At 52.7% G+C, this 23,143-nt stretch carries 16 protein-coding genes; 12 read left to right on the forward strand and 4 right to left on the reverse strand.

The features are described from left to right. The first annotated feature begins 404 nt into the window (after positions 1-404). The 4 genes from rfbC to rfbA are packed head-to-tail and all read left to right on the forward strand — an operon-like array spanning position 405 to position 3,759. Positions 405-974 carry a dTDP-4-dehydrorhamnose 3,5-epimerase gene (gene rfbC / locus QMP16_RS09665; RefSeq protein WP_282152199.1) on the forward strand — a complete coding sequence of 190 codons (570 nt, stop codon included), beginning with the start codon at positions 405-407 and terminating at the stop codon, positions 972-974. After that, positions 971-2,011: a dTDP-glucose 4,6-dehydratase gene (gene rfbB, locus QMP16_RS09670; protein ID WP_282152200.1), complete on the forward strand. Its 1,041-nt coding sequence runs from the start codon at positions 971-973 to the stop codon at positions 2,009-2,011. Before rfbC ends, rfbB begins: the two co-directional genes overlap by 4 nt. After that, positions 2,008-2,886 (forward strand): dTDP-4-dehydrorhamnose reductase, encoded by an 879-nt coding sequence (gene rfbD / locus QMP16_RS09675; protein WP_282152201.1) that lies wholly within the window; start codon positions 2,008-2,010, stop codon positions 2,884-2,886. Before rfbB ends, rfbD begins: the two co-directional genes overlap by 4 nt. A gap of 3 nt (positions 2,887-2,889) precedes the next feature. Continuing rightward, positions 2,890-3,759, forward strand: coding sequence for a glucose-1-phosphate thymidylyltransferase RfbA (gene rfbA, locus QMP16_RS09680; RefSeq protein ID WP_282152202.1), 870 nt, complete (start codon positions 2,890-2,892; stop codon positions 3,757-3,759). A gap of 137 nt (positions 3,760-3,896) precedes the next feature. Here the strand turns inward: rfbA and glf are convergent, their stop codons facing one another. Genes glf through QMP16_RS09695 form a run of 3 tightly spaced genes read right to left on the reverse strand, consistent with a single transcriptional unit; the run spans position 3,897 to position 6,734 of the window. Further along, positions 3,897-5,045: a UDP-galactopyranose mutase gene (glf, locus tag QMP16_RS09685; protein ID WP_282152203.1), complete on the reverse strand. Its 1,149-nt coding sequence runs from the start codon at positions 5,043-5,045 to the stop codon at positions 3,897-3,899. 1 nt (position 5,046) lies between these two features. Next, positions 5,047-5,937, reverse strand: a complete 891-nt coding sequence (locus QMP16_RS09690) for a hypothetical protein (RefSeq protein ID WP_282152204.1) — start codon at positions 5,935-5,937, stop codon at positions 5,047-5,049. Next, positions 5,934-6,734, reverse strand: coding sequence for a glycosyltransferase family 25 protein (locus QMP16_RS09695; protein WP_282152205.1), 801 nt, complete (start codon positions 6,732-6,734; stop codon positions 5,934-5,936). Before QMP16_RS09695 ends, QMP16_RS09690 begins: the two co-directional genes overlap by 4 nt. Positions 6,735-7,323: 589 nt before the next feature. Here QMP16_RS09695 and QMP16_RS09700 point away from each other — a divergent pair. Together QMP16_RS09700 and QMP16_RS09705 are read left to right on the forward strand one after the other, a co-directional pair. Continuing rightward, a complete protein-coding gene (locus tag QMP16_RS09700; protein ID WP_282152206.1) occupies positions 7,324-9,123 on the forward strand; it encodes an ABC transporter ATP-binding protein in 1,800 nt (599 codons plus the stop codon). 287 nt (positions 9,124-9,410) lie between these two features. Next, positions 9,411-13,958 carry a glycosyltransferase gene (locus QMP16_RS09705; protein ID WP_282152207.1) on the forward strand — a complete coding sequence of 1,516 codons (4,548 nt, stop codon included), beginning with the start codon at positions 9,411-9,413 and terminating at the stop codon, positions 13,956-13,958. Positions 13,959-14,196: 238 nt separating this feature from the next. Here the strand turns inward: QMP16_RS09705 and QMP16_RS09710 are convergent, their stop codons facing one another. Then, positions 14,197-14,862 (reverse strand): class I SAM-dependent methyltransferase, encoded by a 666-nt coding sequence (locus QMP16_RS09710; RefSeq protein ID WP_160116584.1) that lies wholly within the window; start codon positions 14,860-14,862, stop codon positions 14,197-14,199. A gap of 1,616 nt (positions 14,863-16,478) precedes the next feature. Here QMP16_RS09710 and QMP16_RS09715 point away from each other — a divergent pair. The 6 genes from QMP16_RS09715 to QMP16_RS09740 all read left to right on the forward strand — a co-directional run bounded on the left by QMP16_RS09715 (position 16,479) and on the right by QMP16_RS09740 (position 23,104). Continuing rightward, a complete protein-coding gene (locus QMP16_RS09715; protein ID WP_282152208.1) occupies positions 16,479-19,355 on the forward strand; it encodes a class I SAM-dependent methyltransferase in 2,877 nt (958 codons plus the stop codon). Positions 19,356-20,142: 787 nt separating this feature from the next. After that, the gene (locus tag QMP16_RS09720) at positions 20,143-20,577 is read left to right on the forward strand and encodes a hypothetical protein (RefSeq protein ID WP_282152209.1); all 435 of its coding nucleotides are present in this window, start codon (positions 20,143-20,145) and stop codon (positions 20,575-20,577) included. Beyond that, positions 20,574-21,239: a MotA/TolQ/ExbB proton channel family protein gene (locus QMP16_RS09725; RefSeq protein WP_282152210.1), complete on the forward strand. Its 666-nt coding sequence runs from the start codon at positions 20,574-20,576 to the stop codon at positions 21,237-21,239. The genes QMP16_RS09720 and QMP16_RS09725 overlap by 4 nt, the downstream gene beginning before the upstream one ends. 25 nt (positions 21,240-21,264) lie before the next feature. Then, the gene (locus tag QMP16_RS09730; RefSeq protein WP_348774590.1) at positions 21,265-21,597 is read left to right on the forward strand and encodes an ExbD/TolR family protein; all 333 of its coding nucleotides are present in this window, start codon (positions 21,265-21,267) and stop codon (positions 21,595-21,597) included. Further along, entirely contained in the window at positions 21,594-21,971 is a 378-nt protein-coding gene (locus tag QMP16_RS09735; RefSeq protein ID WP_282152211.1) for an ExbD/TolR family protein, read from the forward strand. Before QMP16_RS09730 ends, QMP16_RS09735 begins: the two co-directional genes overlap by 4 nt. Next, on the forward strand, positions 21,968-23,104 hold the full coding sequence (locus tag QMP16_RS09740) for an energy transducer TonB family protein (protein WP_282152212.1): 1,137 nt from the start codon (positions 21,968-21,970) through the stop codon (positions 23,102-23,104). The genes QMP16_RS09735 and QMP16_RS09740 overlap by 4 nt, the downstream gene beginning before the upstream one ends. Positions 23,105-23,143 lie beyond the last annotated feature (39 nt).

Below are 23,143 nucleotides of genomic sequence, written 5' to 3' on the forward strand. Positions count from 1 at the left end.
ACCAAGGCTTATGAGTGGCTGCTAGTTATCTAACCGATAGTATAGACGTAAGCACCTGATAGCACGAAGGCTGGCTTGGCCAAGGCCACATGAAACTGGGTCAGGTGTTCAGGATAGCCTGCGATCAACCATTTGAAAAGGTTTGCATTAGTTATCGTTACGGAGAAAGCAAATCGTGCCCCGCGAAGAATACGTGCAAACAAGTTTCCTGCCCTGAACATTGCCGGTTGAACCTTCGCAAGATCGTGGTTTTGCCATATGATGCGGTGCACTTGCGATGGTGAACGTGGCACAATCCCGATCCCCGATCACGGAATTTGGATGTTGTCGAATGCTGGCGATTGCGTTAGCCCATTCTGGAATCTGCTTGCGCAGTAATCTGGCACTGATAGGTACTGTTTATTATGGAATTCAAATCCCTCGCCATAGCAGAGGTTATGTTGATTACGCCAAGGCGGTTTGGCGATCACCGCGGCTTTTTTGAAGAAACATACAATTGCGTTCAGTTTTCAACCGCCGGGATTGGGACTAGTTTTGTCCAAGATAATCACTCCTTGTCCTGTGAAATCGGAACAGTCCGTGGCCTGCACTTCCAGGCACCGCCGAAGGCGCAGGCCAAGCTGGTACGCTGCGGACAGGGAAGACTGTTCGATGTCGCCGTCGACATTCGCTCGGGATCTCCGACCTTTGGTCATTGGGTGGGCGAAGAGCTGAGCTTTGAAAATGGGCGCATGTTGTTGGTTCCTGTAGGTTTCGCCCATGGGTTCATGACGTTGGAGCCTGACACCGAAATCGTATACAAGTGCTCTGATACTTACGCCCCCGAAACCGAAGGTGCCATACGCTGGGACGACCCTGACATCGGCATCGAATGGCCTCTGAAACCGACCGAGGTCAAGCTATCGGAAAAGGACGCCTCTGCGCTGCCCTTATCGGGCCAAGAATCTCCCTTCACTTTTGAGGATGCCAAATGAAACTTCTGGTAACTGGAGGCGCTGGTTTCATTGGGTCCGCCGTTGTTCGCCGTGCAGTTGCTCAGGGCCACTCGGTCGTCAACGTGGATGCGCTGACCTATGCTGCCTGCCTCGACAACATCGAAGTGGTCGCGGATGCGCCGGGCTATACCTTTGAACAAGCCGACATCCGTGATGCTGCGGCGATGGCGGCCATTTTAAAGGTTCATCGGCCAGATGCGATCATGCATCTTGCGGCCGAAAGCCATGTTGACAGGTCAATTGATGGCCCTGCCGCATTTATCGATACCAATGTGACAGGCACTTATGTTTTGTTGGAAGCCGCGCGTGCATATTGGACCGAAGCTGGCAAGCCTACTGACTTTCGCTTTCACCACATTTCAACCGATGAAGTCTTTGGATCTCTGGGAGAAACCGGGTTTTTCACAGAAGACAGCCCGTATCAGCCAAACTCACCCTATTCGGCATCGAAGGCGAGTTCGGATCACCTTATCCGCGCATGGCACGAGACTTATGGGCTGCCGATTGTTCTGACAAATTGTTCAAACAATTACGGCCCGTTCCAGTTTCCTGAGAAGCTGATTCCAGTCGTGATCCTAAAAGCTCTGTCGGGGCAGCCGATTCCGATATATGGGCAGGGCGATAATATTCGCGACTGGCTGCATGTTGAAGATCACGCAGAAGCACTATTGCTGGTGCTCGAAAAAGCCTCATCCGGCTCAAGTTACAACATCGGCGGCGAAAATGAGATGACAAATCTTGAACTGGTCCAAATGTTGTGCGGCATTCTGGATCGACTTCGTCCGGCCAGAAAACCCTATGCTGAACAGATCACGTTCGTCACGGATCGCCCCGGTCACGACCGTCGCTATGCAATTGACCCGACACGGATCGTCGAAGACCTCGGTTGGCATCCGGCGTATACGCCAGAGACCGGTCTGGAGCAGACGGTGCAGTGGTATCTGGACAACGAAGCGTGGCTGAACGCGCTTTTGGCCCGCGACGGTGTCGGCGAACGACTTGGTGCCGCCAAATGAAAGTTCTTGTCTTTGGCCGCAATGGGCAAGTCGCCACGGAACTGCAAAAGCAAGCGCCCGCACGTGGCATAGTGGTGGAAGCGCTGGGGCGATCGGAAGCCGATCTGACTGATCCGGCGATGTGCGCCGAGCGTATACGCGATACGGATGCGGATGTTGTGATTAACGCCGCCGCCTATACTGCTGTCGACAAGGCCGAAAATGAACGTGATATTGCCCAACTTGTAAACGCCGATGCACCAGGAGCCATGGCGTGCGCGGCGGCAGCGCGCGGTATTCCATTTTTACACATCTCAACCGACTATGTCTTTGACGGGCTTGGTGACACCCCGAGATCGACAAAAGATCCAACAGGTCCGCTTGGCGTATATGGAAGCACCAAGCTGGCAGGCGAAAGACAGGTAACTGCGGCCGGTGGGTGGCATGGAATCCTGCGCACGAGTTGGGTTTTTTCGGCGCACGGAAGCAATTTTGTGAAGACGATGCTGAGACTGGCTGAAAGCCGTGATCAACTGAGCATTGTCGCCGACCAGATTGGCGGTCCCACGTCTGCGGCGGATATCGCCACGACACTATTGACCATGGCCGAGAAGGGATCAAAGGTCGATGGCGGCCTGTTCCACTATACCGGCGCGCCGGATACCAGCTGGGCAGATTTCGCGCGCGAGATTTTTCAGCAGGCAGGGCTTTCGACCTCAGTTGAGAATATCCCGACCAGCGCGTACCCGACCCCCGCTGCGCGCCCTCAAAACTCGCGGCTGGATTGCTCGCGGCTGGAAAAGGTCTTCGGGCTTTCACGCCCTAACTGGAAAGCAAGCCTTGCGGACATGCTGGCGCAGTCAGATCAGGTCAAAAACCCGTCTTCGAAAGGTTAACGCATGCAACGTAAGGGAATCATTCTTGCCGGAGGTTCGGGAACACGGCTCTACCCGATCACGATGGCTGTTTCGAAGCAGCTGCTGCCGGTCTACGACAAGCCGATGATTTTCTACCCTCTCAGCGTTTTGATGCTAGCGCAGATTCGCGAGGTTGCGATCATCACAACGCCTCAGGATCAAGAGCAGTTCATCCGCCTTTTTGGTGATGGCAGCCAATATGGCTTGTCACTGACCTGGATTGTGCAGGACTCTCCCGACGGCTTGGCGCAAGCCTACACGTTGGCGGAAGATTTCCTCGCCGGTGCTCCCTCGGCGATGATCTTGGGTGACAATGTATTCTTTGGCCACGGCCTTCCAAGCCTGCTGGCCGAGGCAGATGCCAACAAACAAGGTGGTACGGTTTTTGCATACAGGGTCGCCGACCCGGAACGGTATGGCGTTGTTGCTTTTGAGGGCCAAAAGGTTCGCCAGATTATTGAAAAGCCACAAAACCCGCCGTCAAACTACGCGGTCACCGGTCTTTATTTTCTCGATGGTGACGCACCTGCGCGGGCTAAAGAAATCCAACCGTCTGAGCGCGGCGAACTTGAGATCACGTCGCTGTTGCAGATGTATCTGGATGAAAACCTGCTTGATGTTCAAACAATGGGCCGGGGTTTTGCATGGCTGGATACAGGGACGCACGGCACTTTGTTGGAGGCAGGTAGCTTTGTAAGAACGCTGACAGAACGTCAGGGTATGCAAACCGGTAGCCTTGATGAAATCGCCTGGAGCAATGGATGGATCGATGATGCCGCTCTTGATGAGCGCGCAAAACTGTTCGCAAAATCAACGTATGGTGCTTACCTCCATTCGCTGCTGAGCGATTAGAGCTAGCACCGAATAACTGCGCCTGACGATTTGGAACGAACTGCAACTTAGCCGGTGCGGGAACAAAGGCGATCCATCCGATCAGTCAAAAACGTAAAACGAGTAAGCGCTGGACTGAAACGGCCCGATGCTCGCGCCTAAACTGGCGCGACGTAAAACGGTTTCAGGATTTGTTTCGCCGCGATCGCGGCTGAAGAAGCGCGTGCAGTTTCGAGGGCTTCGCGTATCGTGACATCCATATCCAGATATCGATAGGTGCCCAGACGGCCAACAAATGTGACGTTTTGGGTTTCTTCGGCCAGCGCAACATACTCACTCAGCAACGCTTTTTCCTTTACCTGACGGATCGGGTAATAGGGAATGTCATCCGGACCCGCCGCGCGGGAAAACTCGCGATAGCAGACCGAGCCGTCATGCGTTTCCCATGGCGAAAAGTGTTTGTGCTCGGTAATCCGGGTAAAGGGCACCTCTTCCTCGCCATAGTTCATCACCGCGCAACCTTGGTAGTCGCCGTCATAGGTGAACCGTTCGAAATCAAGGGTGCGGTAGCCCAGACGCCCTAGCTCATAGTCAAAATAGCCATCCAGCGGGCCTGAGTAGAACACGTGGTCGAAGCCATCCGCCATGTTGCGATCGAACATGGTATTCAGCTTCACTGTGATACCGGGGTGATCGAGGATGCCACCAATCATGTCGGTATACCCGTTCTCGGGCATGCCCTGGAATTTATGGAAAAAGTAATTGTCGTCGTAGTTGAACCGCACTGGCAAACGCTTAAGGATCGACGCCGGCAGCTCGGATGGGTGACATCCCCACTGTTTGATCGTGTAGCCTTTGAAAAACGCCTCATACAGATCGCGACCGACGAACCGCATCGCCTGTTCCTCGAAACTCTGCGGGTCGGTGATGGATGTATCAGCCTGTTCTTCGGTGATAAACGCGCGCGCCTCGTCCGGGCGCATGGTCTTGCCAAAGAACTGGTTGATCGTATGCAGGTTCACTGGCAACGAATAGACCTGCCCCCGCGAGGTGGTTTTGACCCTGTTCTTATAGGGCAGGAATTTGGCGTATTGGTTCACATACTGCCAAACCTCTTCGTCATCCGTATGGAAGATATGTGGCCCGTACACATGGACCATGACGTCGGTATCGGCATCCCGTTCTGTGTGGCAATTTCCACCGATATGGTCACGGCTGTCGACCACGGTGACATCATGCCCTTGTTCCGCAAGTTGCCGACCGATCACGGCTCCAGACAATCCGGCCCCAACCATCAAGAACTGCATATCAGGGGCTTTCCTGTTTCATCGAAATCGTCGTCATGTCGAGGGGTTTGATCAGCTGACGGCGGGCAATTTTGAAAATGCCCGACCGCGCTTCGCTGGCACTGCGGAATTTCGGCAGAACCGACATCCACGCCCGGCACATGTGCCATCCCAACTGCAAACGGCCCGAGATGGGTTGCCCACCCTGCAGGATCGCAGCAAAGACAACCGGAACGGTGCGCCGCGACAGATCAAACATCTGCTTCAGAACAGCCTCTTCTTCCTCTGAGCTGAGGTTGTTCGACTCGGCCATCGCAGCTTTCAGATTCTTTCCGATCGGCCGCGTGTGGTGCATCGCGATCTCGTCCAGAATGGCGGTTCGAAACGCTCCGGCCTCGGCCCATCGACACCAGATATAGTCCAGGCCATAGCCGCTCATGGTGCCCTGAAACAGCGGCAGTGCCTTTTTCAGAATGTCCTTGTGCAGGCATGGGGCCATGATCTCGATATAGTTTGTGTACCGCAGCACGAAGCCCGGGCATTGGCTGAACACAAAATGCGAGAAATAGCTTTCGGGGGTCAGCGACGGTTGTGCAATACGCAATCCGTGAACCTGCATGGCATCAAACAGCGCGTTTACATCCGTAGCGCTGATGTCCAGATCGTCATCCGGCAGCCAATAGTAGTCATACTTATCAAGGTCACGGTCGGCGAGGGTTTTGAACAACCCATCCCATTTGCCGCCTTTTACCAGCACAGCCTCGACACCGGGTTCGGGTTTGAATGCCGCAAATGCCTCGTCAGAGAAATAGCTGATCAGAAGATCGTAGGTGCGACCTTCATAGGGAATTTCTTGCCACCGATGGTGCAATGACTTGTTGCCCGCACGGACAACCACAAGGCTATTCTTCATGCGCGGTTCCGAACCCGATTACCGGCCTGCATCAAAGGGCCGAGTCCCTCGATCATGTCTGGGTTCAACGGATGGCTCAACCGTCCGTACGTGTATTTTGTCTGGTACATTAGGTTTCGAACGAATCTGGCCATGGGCGAGCCGGGTTTCATTTTACTGCGGCAGTGGTCAATCGTGCTGTCTATCTCTTTGCGCTCTGCGACCATCTGCTCGGCAAGTGTGAGAATGGGCACGTTGTGTTCCCAATAGAATTTCAGGTCGATGTCGATGGGGCGCGCAATCGGGGCCTCGATCGCCAATAGTTGAGCGGCAGCACGCCGGCCGATGATGTAGCCTGTGGTTCTGGGTGGCAGCCGGTCCGACAGGACAAGATCCTGATCTGCAACGGATCTAATAACTTGTCCATTGTTTCCGGACACGCCATCGATTTTGATCATGATGTCTTCGAAACATTCGCCGCATTCGGCCAGTTCATTGAAAAACGGCCTAGGATCCTGCACGAACGTTGCGTCATCTTCCAAAACAAGGCTTACGTACTCGGAAGAGTCAGCAATTTCCTGCCAAATCTGACGATGTCCAAGGGTGCAGGCGACCTCGTTGCGGCTGAGCGGGCGCTTGAATTTGATCCGGTTCATGTCTGCGTCATACAGATGATGCAACTCGGAGTTGTCTAGCTGATCTCCGGCAATGGCGTCGCAAAATTCATGATTCAAGCCAAAGCGGGCAAATTCGCTTTCGCAGAAACGTCGCCGTTCAACGTCTTTCGGCAAACTCAAAATGACGGCCTTAATCGACACTGTTCCATTACCAATAATTTTTTTGCACGACGTTACTAAGGGCCGTATTTACTAAGCACAAGCGCAACTGGTCTATCCTTTTCCCGCGACGCGTCAAGGAATTCCTGCGGCAAGAAAAACCGCAGAGATTCTATCGTTACTCTCACGCTACAGTAAATTGCATCACAATATCAGAACTTCCATTCTTCCAAGCATATTCATATCACAATGAAACCAAAAATAAAATCGCCTGACCCCATTACGCGGGGTAGCGCGAGTTTCTGCCAACCTCTTAATCTGTCTGTGACAATTCAGGGATTTAATGTAGCAAGAGAGGCATACGAGACGCTATCAAATTGTGCGAGCAAGTCGGGCTTGGACTTTAAGGCGCCACGTAGAGGTTTGCGCGCGAAAGCCCAAAAAACATTGCGCCAACTTGTTGAACCGGAGCATCAAAACCTTGTACAACGCAACACTACCCCTTATTTGCCTGAGTTCCTGAGCAACCTTTTGATTGGGCAACTCTGTCGCGTCATTTGATCTGCCCTTTAGGCGGGAGCGATTATAGGTTATCTGAGCGAGCGCATGATTTCACGATCTGGAGAATGCAATGATTAAGCGTGCCTGGACCGAATGGCGATCAGGCTATATGGGCCGCCTCATTGGCGAGAGTTTTTTTGCCCAAGGGCCCCTTTATGCCGTTGCCATCGTTGCAATGATCGCCGTTGCAGCAACCACCGCTGGCTCGGCATTCATGATGGAATACATCGTTGATGCGATGACCAGTCCTGAGATGCGCGATTGGGCAGCTATGATCGCCTTGGGCGTCGTTCTCTTGTTTCTGACGAAAGCGGTGGCCTCCTATGTGCAGTCCATCTACCTTGCGCGTGCGGGCAACCGGATCGTCGCGATGCAACAAGACCGCGTTTATCGCAAGCTGCTTCGGCACGGCGTATCATTCTTCGCCGAAAACGAATCCTCAGATCTGCTCATGCGTACAACGAATGGTGCGCAGGCCGCGCGTCGGCTTATCGATGTTCTTGTCACCGGTTTCGTTCGTGACGCGTTGACACTGGTGGGCCTTGTGATCGTCATGGTGTATCAGCAACCCGTACTTTCGATCATGTTCTTCATCGTCGGTCCCGTGGCTCTGTTCGGTGTCCGGCAACTCTTGAAAAGCGTGCGTGCGATTATGCAGGCCGAATTCAAATCTTTGGCTGAAATCATTCGCGTCCTGCAGGAAACATCGGCGGGGATCAGGGTGATCAAAGTGTTTTCACTGGAAGATCGGATGATCACCCGTATGGACACGGCTATCCGGAAAGTCGAAGATCGTGCGAACGATATTGCGCGCCTTCAATCTATCGCCAGCCCATTGATGGAATTTCTAGCCGGCTTGGCCGTTGCCGGTGTCCTGATCATCAGCACTATGGGTATTGCGGGTAGTGAACAACCCACTGCGGGCCAGCTGATGTCCTTTATCACCGCACTGCTTATGGCCTATGAACCTGCAAAACGTCTGTCGAGAATGCGTGTTCAGATCGAGACTGCCATGGTCGGCGTTGGCATGTTGTTTGGCTTGCTGGATCAGCAAGACACCATGCCGGAAAGCCCCGAAGCGCGCGACCTGCTTGAAGGTCCGGGAGAAATCGCTCTGCGCAACGTCACCTTCGGTTATCACGGATCAATGCCTGTCATCGAAGACATGAATGTAACTTTCAAAGCCCAGAAGACCACCGCGTTGGTCGGTCAGTCAGGGGGCGGAAAATCAACGATATTCGGTCTGATCATGCGGTTTTACGACCCCGATGAAGGTAGTGTCGAAATTGACGGCCAGAATATCCAGGACGCCCGTTACTCGTCGCTGAGGCAAAAGATATCGTATGTAGGGCAGGACACTTTCCTGTTCTCTGCGTCCGTAATGGAAAACCTGCGATGTTCGGCGCCTGACGCGACAGACGAAGAAGTTATCGAAGCAGCAAAGGCTGCGCACGCACACGACTTCATCTGCGAATTGTCTAACGGCTATGACACACCTGTCGGTGAGAATGGAACCTTCCTGTCCGGCGGTCAAAAGCAACGCATTGCCATCGCTCGCGCCATTTTGCGCAACGCTGAGATTTTGCTTCTGGACGAAGCCACAAGTGCGTTGGATTCAGAGTCCGAATTTTTGGTGCAGAAAGGGTTGGATGCTCTGACCCAGAATATGACGGTGATCGTTATTGCGCATCGCCTTTCGACCATTCTTGAGGCAGACAAAATCATGGTTGTTCAGGACGGTGCGGTAGTTGAACAAGGTAACCTGGAAGAACTGATGAAAATGAACGGAAATTTCCGTAACCTGTTCGATCAGCAATTCAGAAAGAGCGAACCGAAGGCCGTGGCAGAAATTGCAGAGCAATCTCAGTAGTCGCGAAACTCTGGTACTTTTGGACATAGGCAGGGGGGTCCTTGGCGACCCTCTTACCTCGTTGTTGTCACTTCAACCTGCAAGGCAACTTAGATCGGTTAAAGACCAGGATGGGCCCGAATATTTGCTATTTCATTGCTACACGCTCTGACTTCGATGGATACCTGCGCAGCAGTGCTTGACGTTTGAACAACAAGCAACGCAAATATGAGTGGAATTCTTATTGAATTGTATGATTGGCAGGGCACCACAATCAAACAATACCAAACCGAGCCAGGTGAGATCTCTTGAATTTTCTTGATCATCAAATCACTTTCCCTAGCTACGTTGCTAAAACTGCCGGGTGTGGACACGGCCCATTTCTCATGTGGTTGATCCGGGCGATGAAACCAAAGCGCATCGTCCAGATTGGGGGCACTACTGGCTATTCTTACTGCGCAATGTGCGAGGCAGTACGCAATTCGAACCTTGCCACCGAGTGTTTTGCCGTAAACACAATGGACAATGGAGATTGTGATGAAGGCATGTTCGAGGAAGCCCAAAAATACTCTTCTTTCAGCCATTTACTCAGCAAGACGTCTGACGAAGCGCTTGAGGCTTTCGAGGATGGCTGTGTGGATTTACTTCGAATAGGTGGGCAAAACTCGTACAACGATGTTAAAAACATTCTTGAAGCTTGGGTTCCGAAACTTTCACCGTCAGCAGTGATTCTGATAAACGGGACGGAAGATGACAACCCGACACTTGGTGCTCACAGATTTTGGGCTGAGATCAGTGATGATCGACCTTCTTTAAAATTCAGGCACGGCAGCGGTCTGGGTGTACTGTTTTGGGGCAAAGAAATCCCAACGGGGCTGGCCGGGCTTCATGAAGTCGCTTTTGATGATCTGAAAACCGACACAGTCTTGGCCTTCTTCACGTCCATCGATAACTTCATGGCCGCGGATCGAAAACTGGGTGAAGCAAGCAAGGAACTGGCTCACATTAACGAAGAACTGATCTTGCGCGATAATGAAAACCGCTTGTTGCGTAGAAGGATCCAGTCTCTACAGAAAAATCAAAAAGAACTTCAACAAGATTGTGATACGCTGCATCAAGATTTGATAGACGCACGAAACAAGCCGGTAAAACAGTTCAAGCGGAAAATTGTTTCGCGCCTGCTTTATTCACTATCCACTAATGACACGCTATTTTCGCAGCGACGTCGCGACAAATTCTATGGCTCTGCTCAAAAACGCGACCCTAAGCGCATCGAGTTCGACCTAAAACAATCAAAGTACTGCCAAGGAACCCAAAATCCAGTTCACGATAGCTGGGATTTCGAAGAAGAATCGAAATTCCTAAGCAGACTGCGAGAAGCCATGCCTTCAGTCGCAGAAATGACCGTTTCGGTGATCATGCCGACGTACAACCGCGCTCAGCTTCTGCCCGCTGCGGTCAATTCCTTGCTGCGCCAAAGCCATTCAAATTGGGAATTGATTATTGTCGACGACGGCAGCGACGACAACACGGCAGAGATCGTTGATGCCGTCAGTGACAGCAGAATTCGATTTTTCAAAAAAACTGAACGCGGTGGCGTTTCTGCAGCACGGAATACCGGTCTTGCGCAGGTTCGGAACGAATGGGTTTTCTTTCTCGACTCGGATAACGCATGGCGTCCCTCATACTTGGAGACCATGCTTCGCTTTCTGCGCTCGCATGAATTAGAGGCCGCTTATTGCGGCATTTCCCTGAATGAAGGCGAAGAAAGCTCGGCTCGATACCTTTACGAGAACTTCAGCTTGACGTCGTGCATCAGGAGAAATTTCATCGACCTAAATGCGTTCTGCATGCACCGCAGGTATGCTCATTGCAGGTTCAATGAGTCTATTCGCAGATTGGTCGATTGGGATCTTATCCTCACGGTAGCCTCGAAAACGCCGATACTTGGCGCCCCGTTCATAGGTGTCGACTACAGCAATGATCACCGAATGGATCGAATTACAAACAGTGAGTACGTGCAAGACTCGGATTATCAGAATCTGATCCGCGATATTCAGATCGCGGCGATCCAACGTTTGTACGAAGGCCAAAGCGAAGTTGCGGTTTATAAGCGGCGGCGTATCGCGGTCGTTTTTCACTTGTTTTATCCAGAACACGTCGAAGAGTTTCTAAGCCTGCTCGCAAATATCAAGGAACCTTTCGACCTGATCGTGACCACACCGTTGAAAGAGGGTAGTTGGGAGATCGCACAGGTAAAATCCCGGCACCCGGACGCCGCTGTCTTTCATTACCCAAACCTTGGGCGCGATATTGGCCCATTCTTGGACATGATTCCGACGCTGCTTAACTATGATTTGGTGTGCAAGATGCACACCAAGCGCGACGTAGAGCCCTGGGGCAGTGCATGGCGGGATATCATGAAGGGTGGCGTACTTGCTACCGAGGAATTGGTACGTTCAATCCTGTCATCCTTTGATGATCCGTCAGTCCAAGCGGTTGGATCCAAAGAAACATACAAGATGTGGAAGGCCGCCACTTCGGGGCAAACGGAAAGGTCGCTGCGCGATCTGATCAGTGATCTGAGTATTTCAGAAAACTTGTCGCAGCCATGGGGGTACTTCGCCGGTTCAATGTTCTGGATTCGACCGAGTCTGCTGGCCGAGATTTCGGCGTACTTGTTCGAAACACCGGTTTATCAGGTTCATACCACGAATGACGGTCAGGTAGAGCACGCCCTGGAAAGGGCAATCGGCCTTTCGATGGCGTCCGACCCCGCGTCAAAAGTTGGCTTGGTGGATCCCGAAAGCCACGAGATCGAAATCGCGCCTTTCGCCGAGGGCAGCAAAGAACCGATGCATGAAACGCTTGACCGCATCGCTGAGGGTATGGGGATACTTCTGCCCGTTGAACAGCGTGGCGAAGCCGCGCAGATATCGATCAAGATTCCCGCGCCCAAGCAACAAAAACAACAATGGGGAGATTACCACTACGCCGAGGCACTGGCAAAATCCTGTCGTCAACTTGGCTGCGAGGTCGCGATCGATTTCTTAGAAGAGTGGGGGAACAAGCGTACTGGCGACAGCGTACTTCTTTGTATTCGCGGGCTAAGCCGATTTGAACCCTCCTCTGACCAGTTGAACATCCTTTGGGTGATAAGCCATCCTGATCAGGTCTCGTTTGAAGAAATGGAGCAATACGACCTCGTTTATGTGGCATCTCTCAGTTACGCGAACTTCCTGCAACCCATCGTGCAAACAACTGTCAAACCACTACTTCAGGCAACGGATACAGATCGGTTCAGCCAGTCGGTTAAAGCCGCACCCAATGATCCCAATATTCTGTTCGTTGGAAATTCGCGCAACGAATACAGACCGATCGTGCGATGGGCAGTGGAGGCAGATGTGGATGTCGGTGTTTACGGGACGCTTTGGGATCAATTCCTACCGGCCCACATGATTAAGGGCGAGAATATAAGCAACGCGGAACTGCCGTCATTTTACAAAGGCGCCGCGGTGGTTTTGAATGATCATTGGCAATCCATGCGGGAATTTGGTTTTATTTCCAACCGCATCTTTGATGTGTTGGCTTGCGGCGGGCGGCTAATTTCGGACGAAGTTCCCGCGGTATCTTATACGCTTGGGTCCGGTATTCAGCAAGTCACTGGGCCAGATGAACTTAAAGAAGCAGTTTCTAAATCGGCGACGAACACTAATGAACTTTCGGAACTGGTTAGGAACGACTACAGTTTTGACAAGCGTGCCCAAGTCATTCTTGGTGATGTGTCCACGCTGCGGCAACATTCTTACGTGCGCAATCCAGCGCCAGCTGTTCTGCGAAAGCGCGCGCTCAGAGTAAACGGCATCGTCCGGCAGGATGGCACCTATCCTCAAAGCAGTGCCTTTATCCGGCTGTATTGCCCATTGACGAGCGAAAGCGCTTTTGAAGAGGTCGAATTTAGTCTCATCCCTGCGCGTGAGGCGGAAGCGTCCGGCGATGTCGCCATTGTTCAGCGTACCGCGTTCGACACCGAGAAGCAGGCCGACGAATTTATCCGCTCATGCAAATCGTCGGGTACACGGCTGATAATGGACAACGATGATGATTTTCGACTGATCGACGAACGCCACCCAGAGTTTGAGTTCTACAAACCAAAGATAGCAGCCTTTGAAACTGTGATGAACGCCGCCGAGCGGGTTTGGGTTTCGACAGACGTTTTGGCGCAACGTTACGCAGAGGTAAATCCAACTGTACTGGAAAATTGCATCGACCCCCGGCTCTGGCGAAACTACCGGAGCGAATTCGCGTTGGGATCCGGACCATTGCGCCTCGTTTATGCGGGAACTCGCACGCACGACTCAGATTTTGCTATGATTTTTAGCGCTTTGGAGACGTTGGCTTCGCGTTACGACTTCTCTCTGACCTTAATAGGAGTGACCTCCAACGCCCCCAAGCGTCCTTGGTTGAAAGTTGTTGCGCCAGATTCATCGCAAGGTTCTTATCCGCGCTTTGTTCGCTGGCTACGAGAGCTGGGGCAATTCGCCATTGGTCTGGCGCCGCTAGAAGACAGCGCATTCAATTCCGCAAAGTCCGATTTGAAAGTGCTGGACTACGGTGCATTGGGAATTGCGCCGGTAGTATCCAAAGTTGTGTCTTATCGATCGACGATCGAGACGCATGAATGCGGAATTCTGGCCGAAAACACACAAGTTGGCTGGGTTGCGGCACTAAGTGGCCTTTTTGACGATCGAACCAAACTTAACACCATCCGAGATGCCGCACGAACCTATTGCTACAACGAGCGCACTGTTAAGCGGCTATACGAAAAACAAAGAAATTCATTGTTTGACCTCTAGCGGTATCAAGAAGGACTGCCATTCGGTAGCGTATCCAAGCGTGTCACGACGCCGTTTCCAGACCGCCCTTTTGATGTAATGTCAATCTTTTGAATGTATAAAGAGATGAATATGCCTGCAAAAGGAGGCATCACCTGTAGTGCCGCGTTATCATGCTAAACCGAGTCGTATCTTCAAACTCGCTCTGGACAGGCCCGATCCAAAACAAAGATTAGTCGAACGCAGGAAGCGACCGGCTTTATGCCCGCCCAAAGATTCCAGAGAAAAGCTTGAAACCTCGTTCCGAATTCGATGAGCTATGCGTTTCCGGTGTTTGCAGAAGAAGATCGTTTTTCCTCAATGGAAAAATGGATGAGCCGGTAAATCCATGGCGCTCTCTTTCCGGAACGTTGGCCTCGTCTAGCTCTTTGGCCGAAGAAAAGTTGAGCATTGAGTATTTTCGGGGGATCTTGAAGAGCATGCCCAGATTGCGCTGAACGTCTGCCGCGCCAAACCGGCGAACATGATCGTCTTGACCGAACCAGGCAATGGCGTCCTCCTTGCTGATTTTTCCAAGGTCTTCGGCAGATGTCCCGCCCATAAACGGTATGCACATAAAATGTACCCCGTCAGGCTTCAGGGACCGGTGAAGGTCAAAAAGGACCGCTGAAACATTGCAGGGTATGTGCTCCATTACGTGCGAATGGATAATCAAATCATAATGGTTCGACGGTAGTTTTGCAGCATCTACGCAAAGATCGAACTTGCGCACAGAACAGAACGGAAAATTCTTGGGCTCTATGTCAACGGGGTCATATTTGACGTTCTTACCGGTGAGAACGTCAAAAAGCGATTTTTCAGGCGCTAAATGCAACACTCGTATCCCTGGGCGGGGAAAATCATACTTGTCCAGAAGCAGTTTCAAGAACCGTGTGCGCTCGAGCGAGTTGCATTGCCCGCACCGGACTCCTTTTCTGGAACCCATGTCTTGCCAGTCTTCTGAACCGCAACAATTGCATTTCATTCGGTGCTTTACCTTCTAAATTACTCTTCGTATTCCCAATGTACCTAACCCGAAAGGTGAACGCATACGTGATTAAGTGCAAGGGTACCCATATGACCAGCTTGCATTGGGCATACGGAACGGCAGGATAACCACATCAGGCTAGGTTTTTCTTACTTTTTTCGATGTCATGATCATGGTCGGTGCATGAATGAAGACGACACTAAATTTTGCAGGCGTGGGTCTGCAATGGCCGAGTTGCCACCAATTGTCAGAAACGCAATCTCATGGCTGATTCGTTTCCCGACTTGTGTTGGATACGGGACTTTGCGTTCGGAGCATTCAACCCCGAGACGATCAGAGAGGGAAACTGATGGCGATGCCCGGTCAACGGATTCCATTCTCGAATACACAGTCCAATACTTCAATCCAGCTTGTTGATAGCCGCCGGAAACTGGCTTAGCCGTTGTCAGCTGATGCAAAGCGGAGCATGAAGATACGGACTTCGAAATTTTCATCGGCAGTCAGGACGATCCCGAACTTATCGAAGAGTTCCTGACCAAGTAACGTGAAATTGACTTAGTTCTCGACGATGGGGGCCACATGATGCCGCACATAATCGCGTCGTTTGAGCTGCTTTATCATCGGCTGAGTAAGAATGGTTGTTACATCGTAGAAGACACACACATGCTATTGGCCCGAGTATCAAGGCGGCTTGGGCGCGAAAGGCAGTTTTATGGAATTCGTCAAATCATAACTCGATGAAATAAACGCAATCCATACGCGAGGTGCGCTTCCGCAGACTGAATTCACCCGATCGGTAGACTACATTGCCAGCTATGACGGCGTTGTCGCCTTCGAACGGAGGCCACAGGCCACCGTCGAGCCCCAATTACCGGTCCGATGAACGGCATCAAGTGATTTAAGCCAAGCTTGTTCTGCACAGGCTCGGGTTTCACGGGCCTGCTTCGATTCTGATCGGTTCGCCACCGTCCTTTGCGTTTCCCACCGGCACCTATGGCGCATCAATTGATAGGCCGCGGAAACCAACGCACCCGTGTTGAATTTCCGTTCGGATCAAAAACGGGCTGCCCGTTTCTGATTTTTCAGAACGCGAACTTGCAGGCGGATTCCCGTCATGCTGTTGGTCCGGGTCGCCCGTCGATCTGGCCAGGCAAGTTTCCCACGGGATGAATGTTAGACATTTTGTGACGAGGAAGTTCAGTTGCGACTGGCTCGCAAAGCCGTTGTGGAAAATAGAGACCGGATGGAGCGTCCTAATCACCCGCCCCATTTTATTAGTCAATTTATATGCTTGGCAGAAATCCACCTAGAAAATCCAATCGCAACGTAAGCTTGGGATCCCCCGCATTGGGCCCCGCTGAACGCACGCGGTTGGATTTCGCAAACAAGGCAATACCTGTATCCACCAAGGACAAGCTGTGGAATTTCGGATGACATAGTTGTTTTTGCTGCACAGCTAGAATAACGAGGCGTCGTAAATTGTCTCGAAAAAAGCGAAAGTCAGTAGAAATCTTATGAAATTTCTAGGTCAAGCAGCATCAATGCCTTCGTATGTTCCAACGACAGCCTGGCTCCGCCACGGGCACTTCGCCTCTTGGTTGGTCAAGGCAATGCGCCCGTCGACGATTGTCGAACTCGGCTCGCATTATGGGTTTTCCTATTTTTCGTTCTGCCAGGCTGTGAAGGAAAATGACCTGCAGTCACGCTGCTTTGCGGTAGACACTTGGCAGGGTGACGAACATGCAGGATTTTACGGTGATGAAGTCTTTGAAGCGGTTGAAACGGAGAACGCAAAATACTCCAACTTTAGCATGCTGCTCCGGAAGACCTTTGCTGAAGCGCTTGATGATATTCCGGATAGATCAGTCGACCTTTTGCATGTCGACGGCCGACATCGTTATTCGGATGTCAAAGAGGATTTTGAAAGCTGGATTCCAAAGCTGTCTCAGAATGCAATCGTCTTGTTTCACGACACAGAAGTTCGCCGCGAAGACTTCGGGGTAATTGAGTATTGGGCGGAGCTTGAGAATCGATACACGACGATCAACTTTCCGTTCCAAAACGGTCTCGGAGTACTTTTTTTTGGCGGCGATGCGACACCGGAAATTTCAGAATTCAGGCAGTTAGCGTCTACGGAAGTCGGCCGTGATACAATCTATGCGCTGTTTTACGCCCAGAGCAGCGATCTTTCATGGAGCGCGAAATTAAGAAAGCTGGAAAGTCGAAACGCCGCAAGCTCTCGGGTAATCAATGAACTCAGGGCGGAATTTGTTAAGAAAGTCAAAGCTTTAAACAGCGAATTCAGCGAGGATCTGGAATCAGCTTGGGACGTAATGGCGCACATAGCCAATGGAAGCCACGAACTTCGTGAAGAAATCGCTTTGGCACGATCACGCCCATCTAAACTGATGAAAGACCGGCTTCATTATAGCGTTCTCAAGAGGCTGGCCAGAAGCCGTTTGCCGTTAAGCGAAAAAACACGTCAGCGTTTTCGGAACAGTAGCGCAAAACGCGACCCCAAACGCAGCTTGAATGGCGAACTTCCTGCGCTTGAAACTCACGTCATTCATAACCGGCACGCGTTTGTTCGGGCTGAGGGTCGGCTAAAAATATCTACTGCATACTCCGCGGCATTGGATGCAATTTTGACCGAGCGGCGCGTTGGCTTCAGTGGCTCGTTGGACAAGTTTTCCAAACTGCGCCGAGAGATTGAAGCTGCAGGCCAAAGCGTTGATTATTCGATGCTTCCAAGCTTTTTGGCCGCTGCTAGAAGAAAGTCCCAGAATGGTCCGGTAGTTCGTCCTCAGAACTTCGTCGTGACTCCTAAAATCCCTGATGGTCTGGTCATCTATACGTCTTTGTTTGGGAACTATGATCATCTGCCGCCCGTGTGCATGGAGCACCACGGTGTTGAGTTTGTCTGTTTTACCGACCAAGACATCTCCGCGCCTGGATGGAAAATAGAACGCAGAGAGCCCTCGCACACAAGCTCCAACCTTGCGGCTAAGTATTTCAAGCTAATGCCACATAAGGTTTTTCCAAACCGGGAATACTCTTTGTTTGTGGATGCGAACACGCTCTTTAAGGGGCGCCTTGATTCATTTGTGGCCAAGTGGCTGCAGGCGCATGACTTTGTCATGTGGAGGCATCCAAACCGGGATGATATCGTTGATGAGGCCGAAGCGATCATTCTGGCGAACAAAGATGACCCAGAAACCGTCAGCCGCCAAATGGCAAAGTATGAAAAGGAGGGTTTTCCGCGTCACGCCGGCCTCTACGAGTGTTCCTTTATCTGGCGCAAGCACCATAGCCCCGAAATCAAAGACTTGATGGAAGCTTGGTGGCAGGAAGTATCCACGCAGTCTTGCCGCGACCAGATCAGTTTTTATCACTTGGTACACAAAAAAGGGCCGAAGCCGCTTGCCCTCCCCAATTCTCTGGGAGACTCTCGCGACAATGTACTTCTTTCCAAGTTGCCGCACCAACCATGCGTTCAAAGGAAATTGACAAAACCGAAGAAGCGGCAAAAGGTGGTATTTCTGTTTGATGAAGAAAGCCGCTCATTTGGGTCTACATTTATGCGATCCAATCAATTGGCGTCGCTGCTGAAAGAACAGTTGCAGGATACGGCTGACGTTTCATGCACGACCAACCTTGCCTCAGTGGAGGATAGTTTTGTCGTGGTTGGAAAGCGCCTTATGGACCGGATCAGTGAAAACCAGATACATGATCTTAGAATGCGAAACGTGGCGATTGCAGCTGACCCTGTAGATGCTGTGGTATCGCCTGAAAGAGCGTCGCATTATGATATGATCATCGCGGCGTCGCTTAAGGGTCTTGAGAACGTTAGAGGCACCTCTCCTTCGACGCCCAGCTACCTGTTGACACACCATGCAGATCCCAGAATTGATGTCGCTGCAGCACCGGAAGATAAATTGAGGATTGGGTATTTCGGCGAGCTGGTAAATACGGTTGGCAGCGAAACCCTCAGGCACCTCGTTGATTACAACCTGATAACGACGAACAAACTGGAAGACAGTTGGCTGACCAAATTGGCCAACTACAACACCCATTTTGCTGTTCGCAATGTTCGCAAAATCGATGGTTTCAAGCCGTTCACAAAGGGTTTCGTCGCCGCAAAGTGTGGTGCCGTGATTCTTTGCGAGCGCAACGTTGGCGACAACCAGTTTTATCTGGGCGATGATTACCCGTACTACGTACCCAGCAGTGAGTTGGACGAAATTGAGCGTTTCCTTTTCGAAGTAAACGACGATTTCGGGTCCGCATCGTGGAAGTATGCCTTGGATATAATGGAGTCTGTTCGCCGCCGCTCGTCCGCAGAGTGGATCGCGCAGGAATTCCGCGCGATATTGTCGGAAGCGTGGGGTTGAGGCCCCGCGTTTTCGACGGTTTGGCGATTTCGGCCTGAGGTAAACCAACACCGCGCCAGCGGGTCACTATTAATTGCGCCTTTATGACTCTTTCAAGGTGCTATGACCAGATTCTCTGAATGGGCGATTTGGCGACCCCGGCAGATTGGGGCGAATTTCAAACTATCAATAACTTGCATCAAAGATTTCCGAATTTTTATCGTAACAAATCAATAGCTTTTTTGGTGAAGTTACAGCCAAGTCCAATGCGGCCTGTTTACGAGTCAACCCACTGATCAGTGGGACCACCAATGCATCAGCGCGAGACTTGCTCTTCCGTTTCATTGCCATAGTCAGTTTCCCTTGCTGTAGAAAATGCAATCAAAGTAGCGGCATAAGGCTGTGAGAGGTGCAGTCTTCCTAGCCTCGTCGACCATGGATCACTTGGCAAACTTCGCATATTCGCAGTCAGCTAAGCATTGGCGAAATTGGCGGAAAGATGCACGAATGGGAACTCGGAAAGATCGGCTGTTCGATCTACCCGATGAACCAGGAAGACTAGCCTGTTTATACACAGATTTTGAAAGCCGAAGCATCGTGATTTCAGCCGAACACGGTATGAAATCAAACGCCCTTGAGTGGCTGATCACCTCCGCGCTTGCAACCGCGCAGGAACGCTGACGTGATCCCTATTCACAAACCCAAAGGTCCCCCTTTCGCCAACCCCTTGCATTGACTATGTGTAGCAGAACGCCAGCGGAGCGTCGCCGGCCCTTGATGTCTGCCTTGAACAATCGGGAGCGCGCCAATGTTCTTTCTCCGTCCGGCACTTGCTGCATTTTGTGTATCTGCATTGCCTGCAGTTGCGATAGCGCAGTCCGAGGTGGCCGCGTCGGAAGGTCTGCAAATTGAGCTGAATACGGTTCAGGATGTCGAAAACGCCTGCCGACTGACCTTTGTCGTGGAAAACCAAACTGGGACAGCCATTGACGAAGCCAGTTTTGAGACAGTGATCTTTGATGCCTCAGGTAGCGTTGTCAGACTTTCTCTATTCAACTTCCGTGACTTACCTACGGAACGACCACGTGTGCGCCAATTCGATTTGCCGGGCATGGCCTGCAGCTCGGTCGGAAAAGCCCTGATCAACGGTACCAACGCATGCAAGGTGGCGGGGGCGGACAGTTCGATATGTGAAGACGGGCTGAAACTGCAAAGCCGAACAGATGTGGAGTTGATTGGATGAGCCCCTTTGATGCATTGCGCGAAATCCTTGATCTGGGCGGGCCTGTTGTTGCGATCCTGATCGCGATGTCGGTGGTGACCGTTGCGGTCACGCTTTACAAACTCTGGCAATTTGCTGCATCCGGGGTCGGGCGTCACCGGGTGTTGTCCGAGGCGTTGGCGGCCTGGGATGCAGGCGATCCGCAAACCGCCCACGCCCGCCTGGACAAAAGCCGCAGTTACCTTGCCCCCCTGGTACGGGTTGCGATGAATGCCTCAGATACGCCGGGTCTGGACCAACGGCTGGATGCCGAGGCCGGTCTGGCGCTTGCCGGGCTTGAACGCGGCTTCCGACTGATGGACACCGTGGCGCAGCTTGCGCCGCTGCTGGGTCTGTTTGGCACGGTCCTGGGGATGATTGAGGCGTTTCGCAGCCTGCAATCCGCTGGATCGTCTGTCGACCCATCCCTGCTTGCCGGAGGTATCTGGGTTGCCCTGCTGACAACGGCTGTGGGGCTTGCCGTGGCGATGCCGACCTCGATGCTGTTGTCCTGGTTCGAAAGTCGCACGGCACGCGAACGGGTCTTTGCGGACAAGGCGCTGCGCACAATTCTGGTGCCGGGGCAGGCCGTTTCGCAGGCCGACGATGTGCGGGCTGTGGCGACCGCCCCCGGACATGCGTAACACCGCACCCTTCGTACGGCGTCCCATGTCGATGACTCCGCTCATCGACGTGATTTTCCTGCTGTTGCTGTTCTTCATGTTGACCTCGACCTTTGCCAAATATGGCGAGATCGAGCTGAGCAATGCAGTGGGCGGCAGTACGACTTCGACGACACCGACCGAGCGGTTGTTCCTGCAGTTGGGGTCGGAGCGGCTGGTGATGAACGGGCAAACGGTCTCTCTCAATGATCTGGAAACGCAATTGGAGGCCGGGCAGGTTCTGGTCAGTTTGGACCCGGATACAACGGCGCAGCGTGTCATCGACGTATTGGTCCGGCTGCGCGGGCGTGACGGGTTAAGCGTTCTGGTGCTGGAATGATCAAGTACAGGCGCCCCAAACGCAGACGCGACTCGACGATTGCGCTGATAAACGTCGTTTTCCTGATGCTAATCTTTTTCCTGCTCACCGGCACGCTGGCCCCGTCGTTGGATCCGGATCTTGAGCTCGTGAACACCGCAGACCTTGAAGGGCGCGAGCCACCTGATGCGCTGATCCTGCACGCCGACGGCACGCTGAGCTATCGTGGAACGCCAACAGATCCCGAAACGCATATGCGTGGCCAAGGGGACGAAGCCGTGCGCATCGTCCCCGACCGAAACGCACCGGGCCCACGTCTGATCGAGGTGACTGGCGCTTTACGCCGTCTGGGCGCGTCATCCGTCTTTGTTGTGACCGAGAAGGCGCTGGAATGATCCGCCGGTCGGTTATGATTGCGGTGGTGGCCATTCTGGTGTCGCTGTTTTTGCACCTGATGGGGTTAAGCGTGACCGGGCAGCGGCTTGCAGAAGACGCGCCAGGCGGCCAAGCGCCTGAATCAATTGAGCTAAGCACGACATTCGAGGATCTTGCCGAGGTTGTCGCCGAACCGATTGAACCTGAACCGGCCGAGGCACCAGAGCCACCGGTTGAAAGGCTGCCTGAGGAACCGGAAATCCCGGTCAGTGAGGCGCTTGTGGCGTCTGAAAACCCGCAGGAGGTTTACGCGCCTGATATCGGCGAAGCCGAAGTGGTTCAGCCGACTGCCACGGAACCGGTTGAGCCTGATGTGGCAGAAACCGAAAACACATCCGACGGCGATGCCGCCGCCAGCGAAGATGTCAATGAAACCCCGCCGGTCGAGGCGGAAACAGCAACCGATGTGCCCGAAGGAATCCCCGAGGCAGTCGCGGTCGAGCCAGAGGTCGCGACCGAAGTCCAGCCCGTATCGCCCCAACCGCAAGAGCTGGCGGCGCTGCCGGTCACCCCGTCGCCCAAGGCCGCGATTCCCGTTGTCCCGTTGGAGACCGAGGCGATTGAGCCGGATGATCCGGTTGATCCAACCGACCAGGAAGCAAATGAAGACGTGACGGAACTGGCCGTGACGTCTTCGATCCGGCCGCAGCGCCCTGAACGCCAACCGACGCCGGAACGGCGGGGCGTGCTGAATGGCGCGCGGGACTTCAGCGAGTTGCAGTTCCCGTCAGAGGTGGTTGAATCGCCCCTTTACGCCTACAGGCGCGAAGGGCTGGATGCCTTCACGTCTGGCAGCAGTGGCAGCCGTTCGGGCGGGCGTGGCCCCGGAAATTCAGACACCACCAATTATGCGGGTGAGGTGTTGGTCCACCTGAACCGCGCGCCCCCCGTATTTGTTGCTGCCCGGGGATTTGCCAAGGTGTTTTTCGAAATCAATCCCGATGGCACGCTGGCCTGGGTCGATGTCATCGACAGTTCAGGGTCGTCCGATGTTGACCGGGCCGCAAGGGCGCAAGTGCAGGCGGCTTCGCCCTTTCCGCTGCCGCCAGGTGGGGTCAGCCGCAAGCTGTCTTTCTTCTACACCAGCAATTGATTGGTGGGTTTCATCATCCGATTTACCCATCACAGAACC

Source organism: Ruegeria atlantica, from assembly GCF_947495585.1.
GTDB classification, from domain to species: domain Bacteria; phylum Pseudomonadota; class Alphaproteobacteria; order Rhodobacterales; family Rhodobacteraceae; genus Ruegeria; species Ruegeria atlantica_G.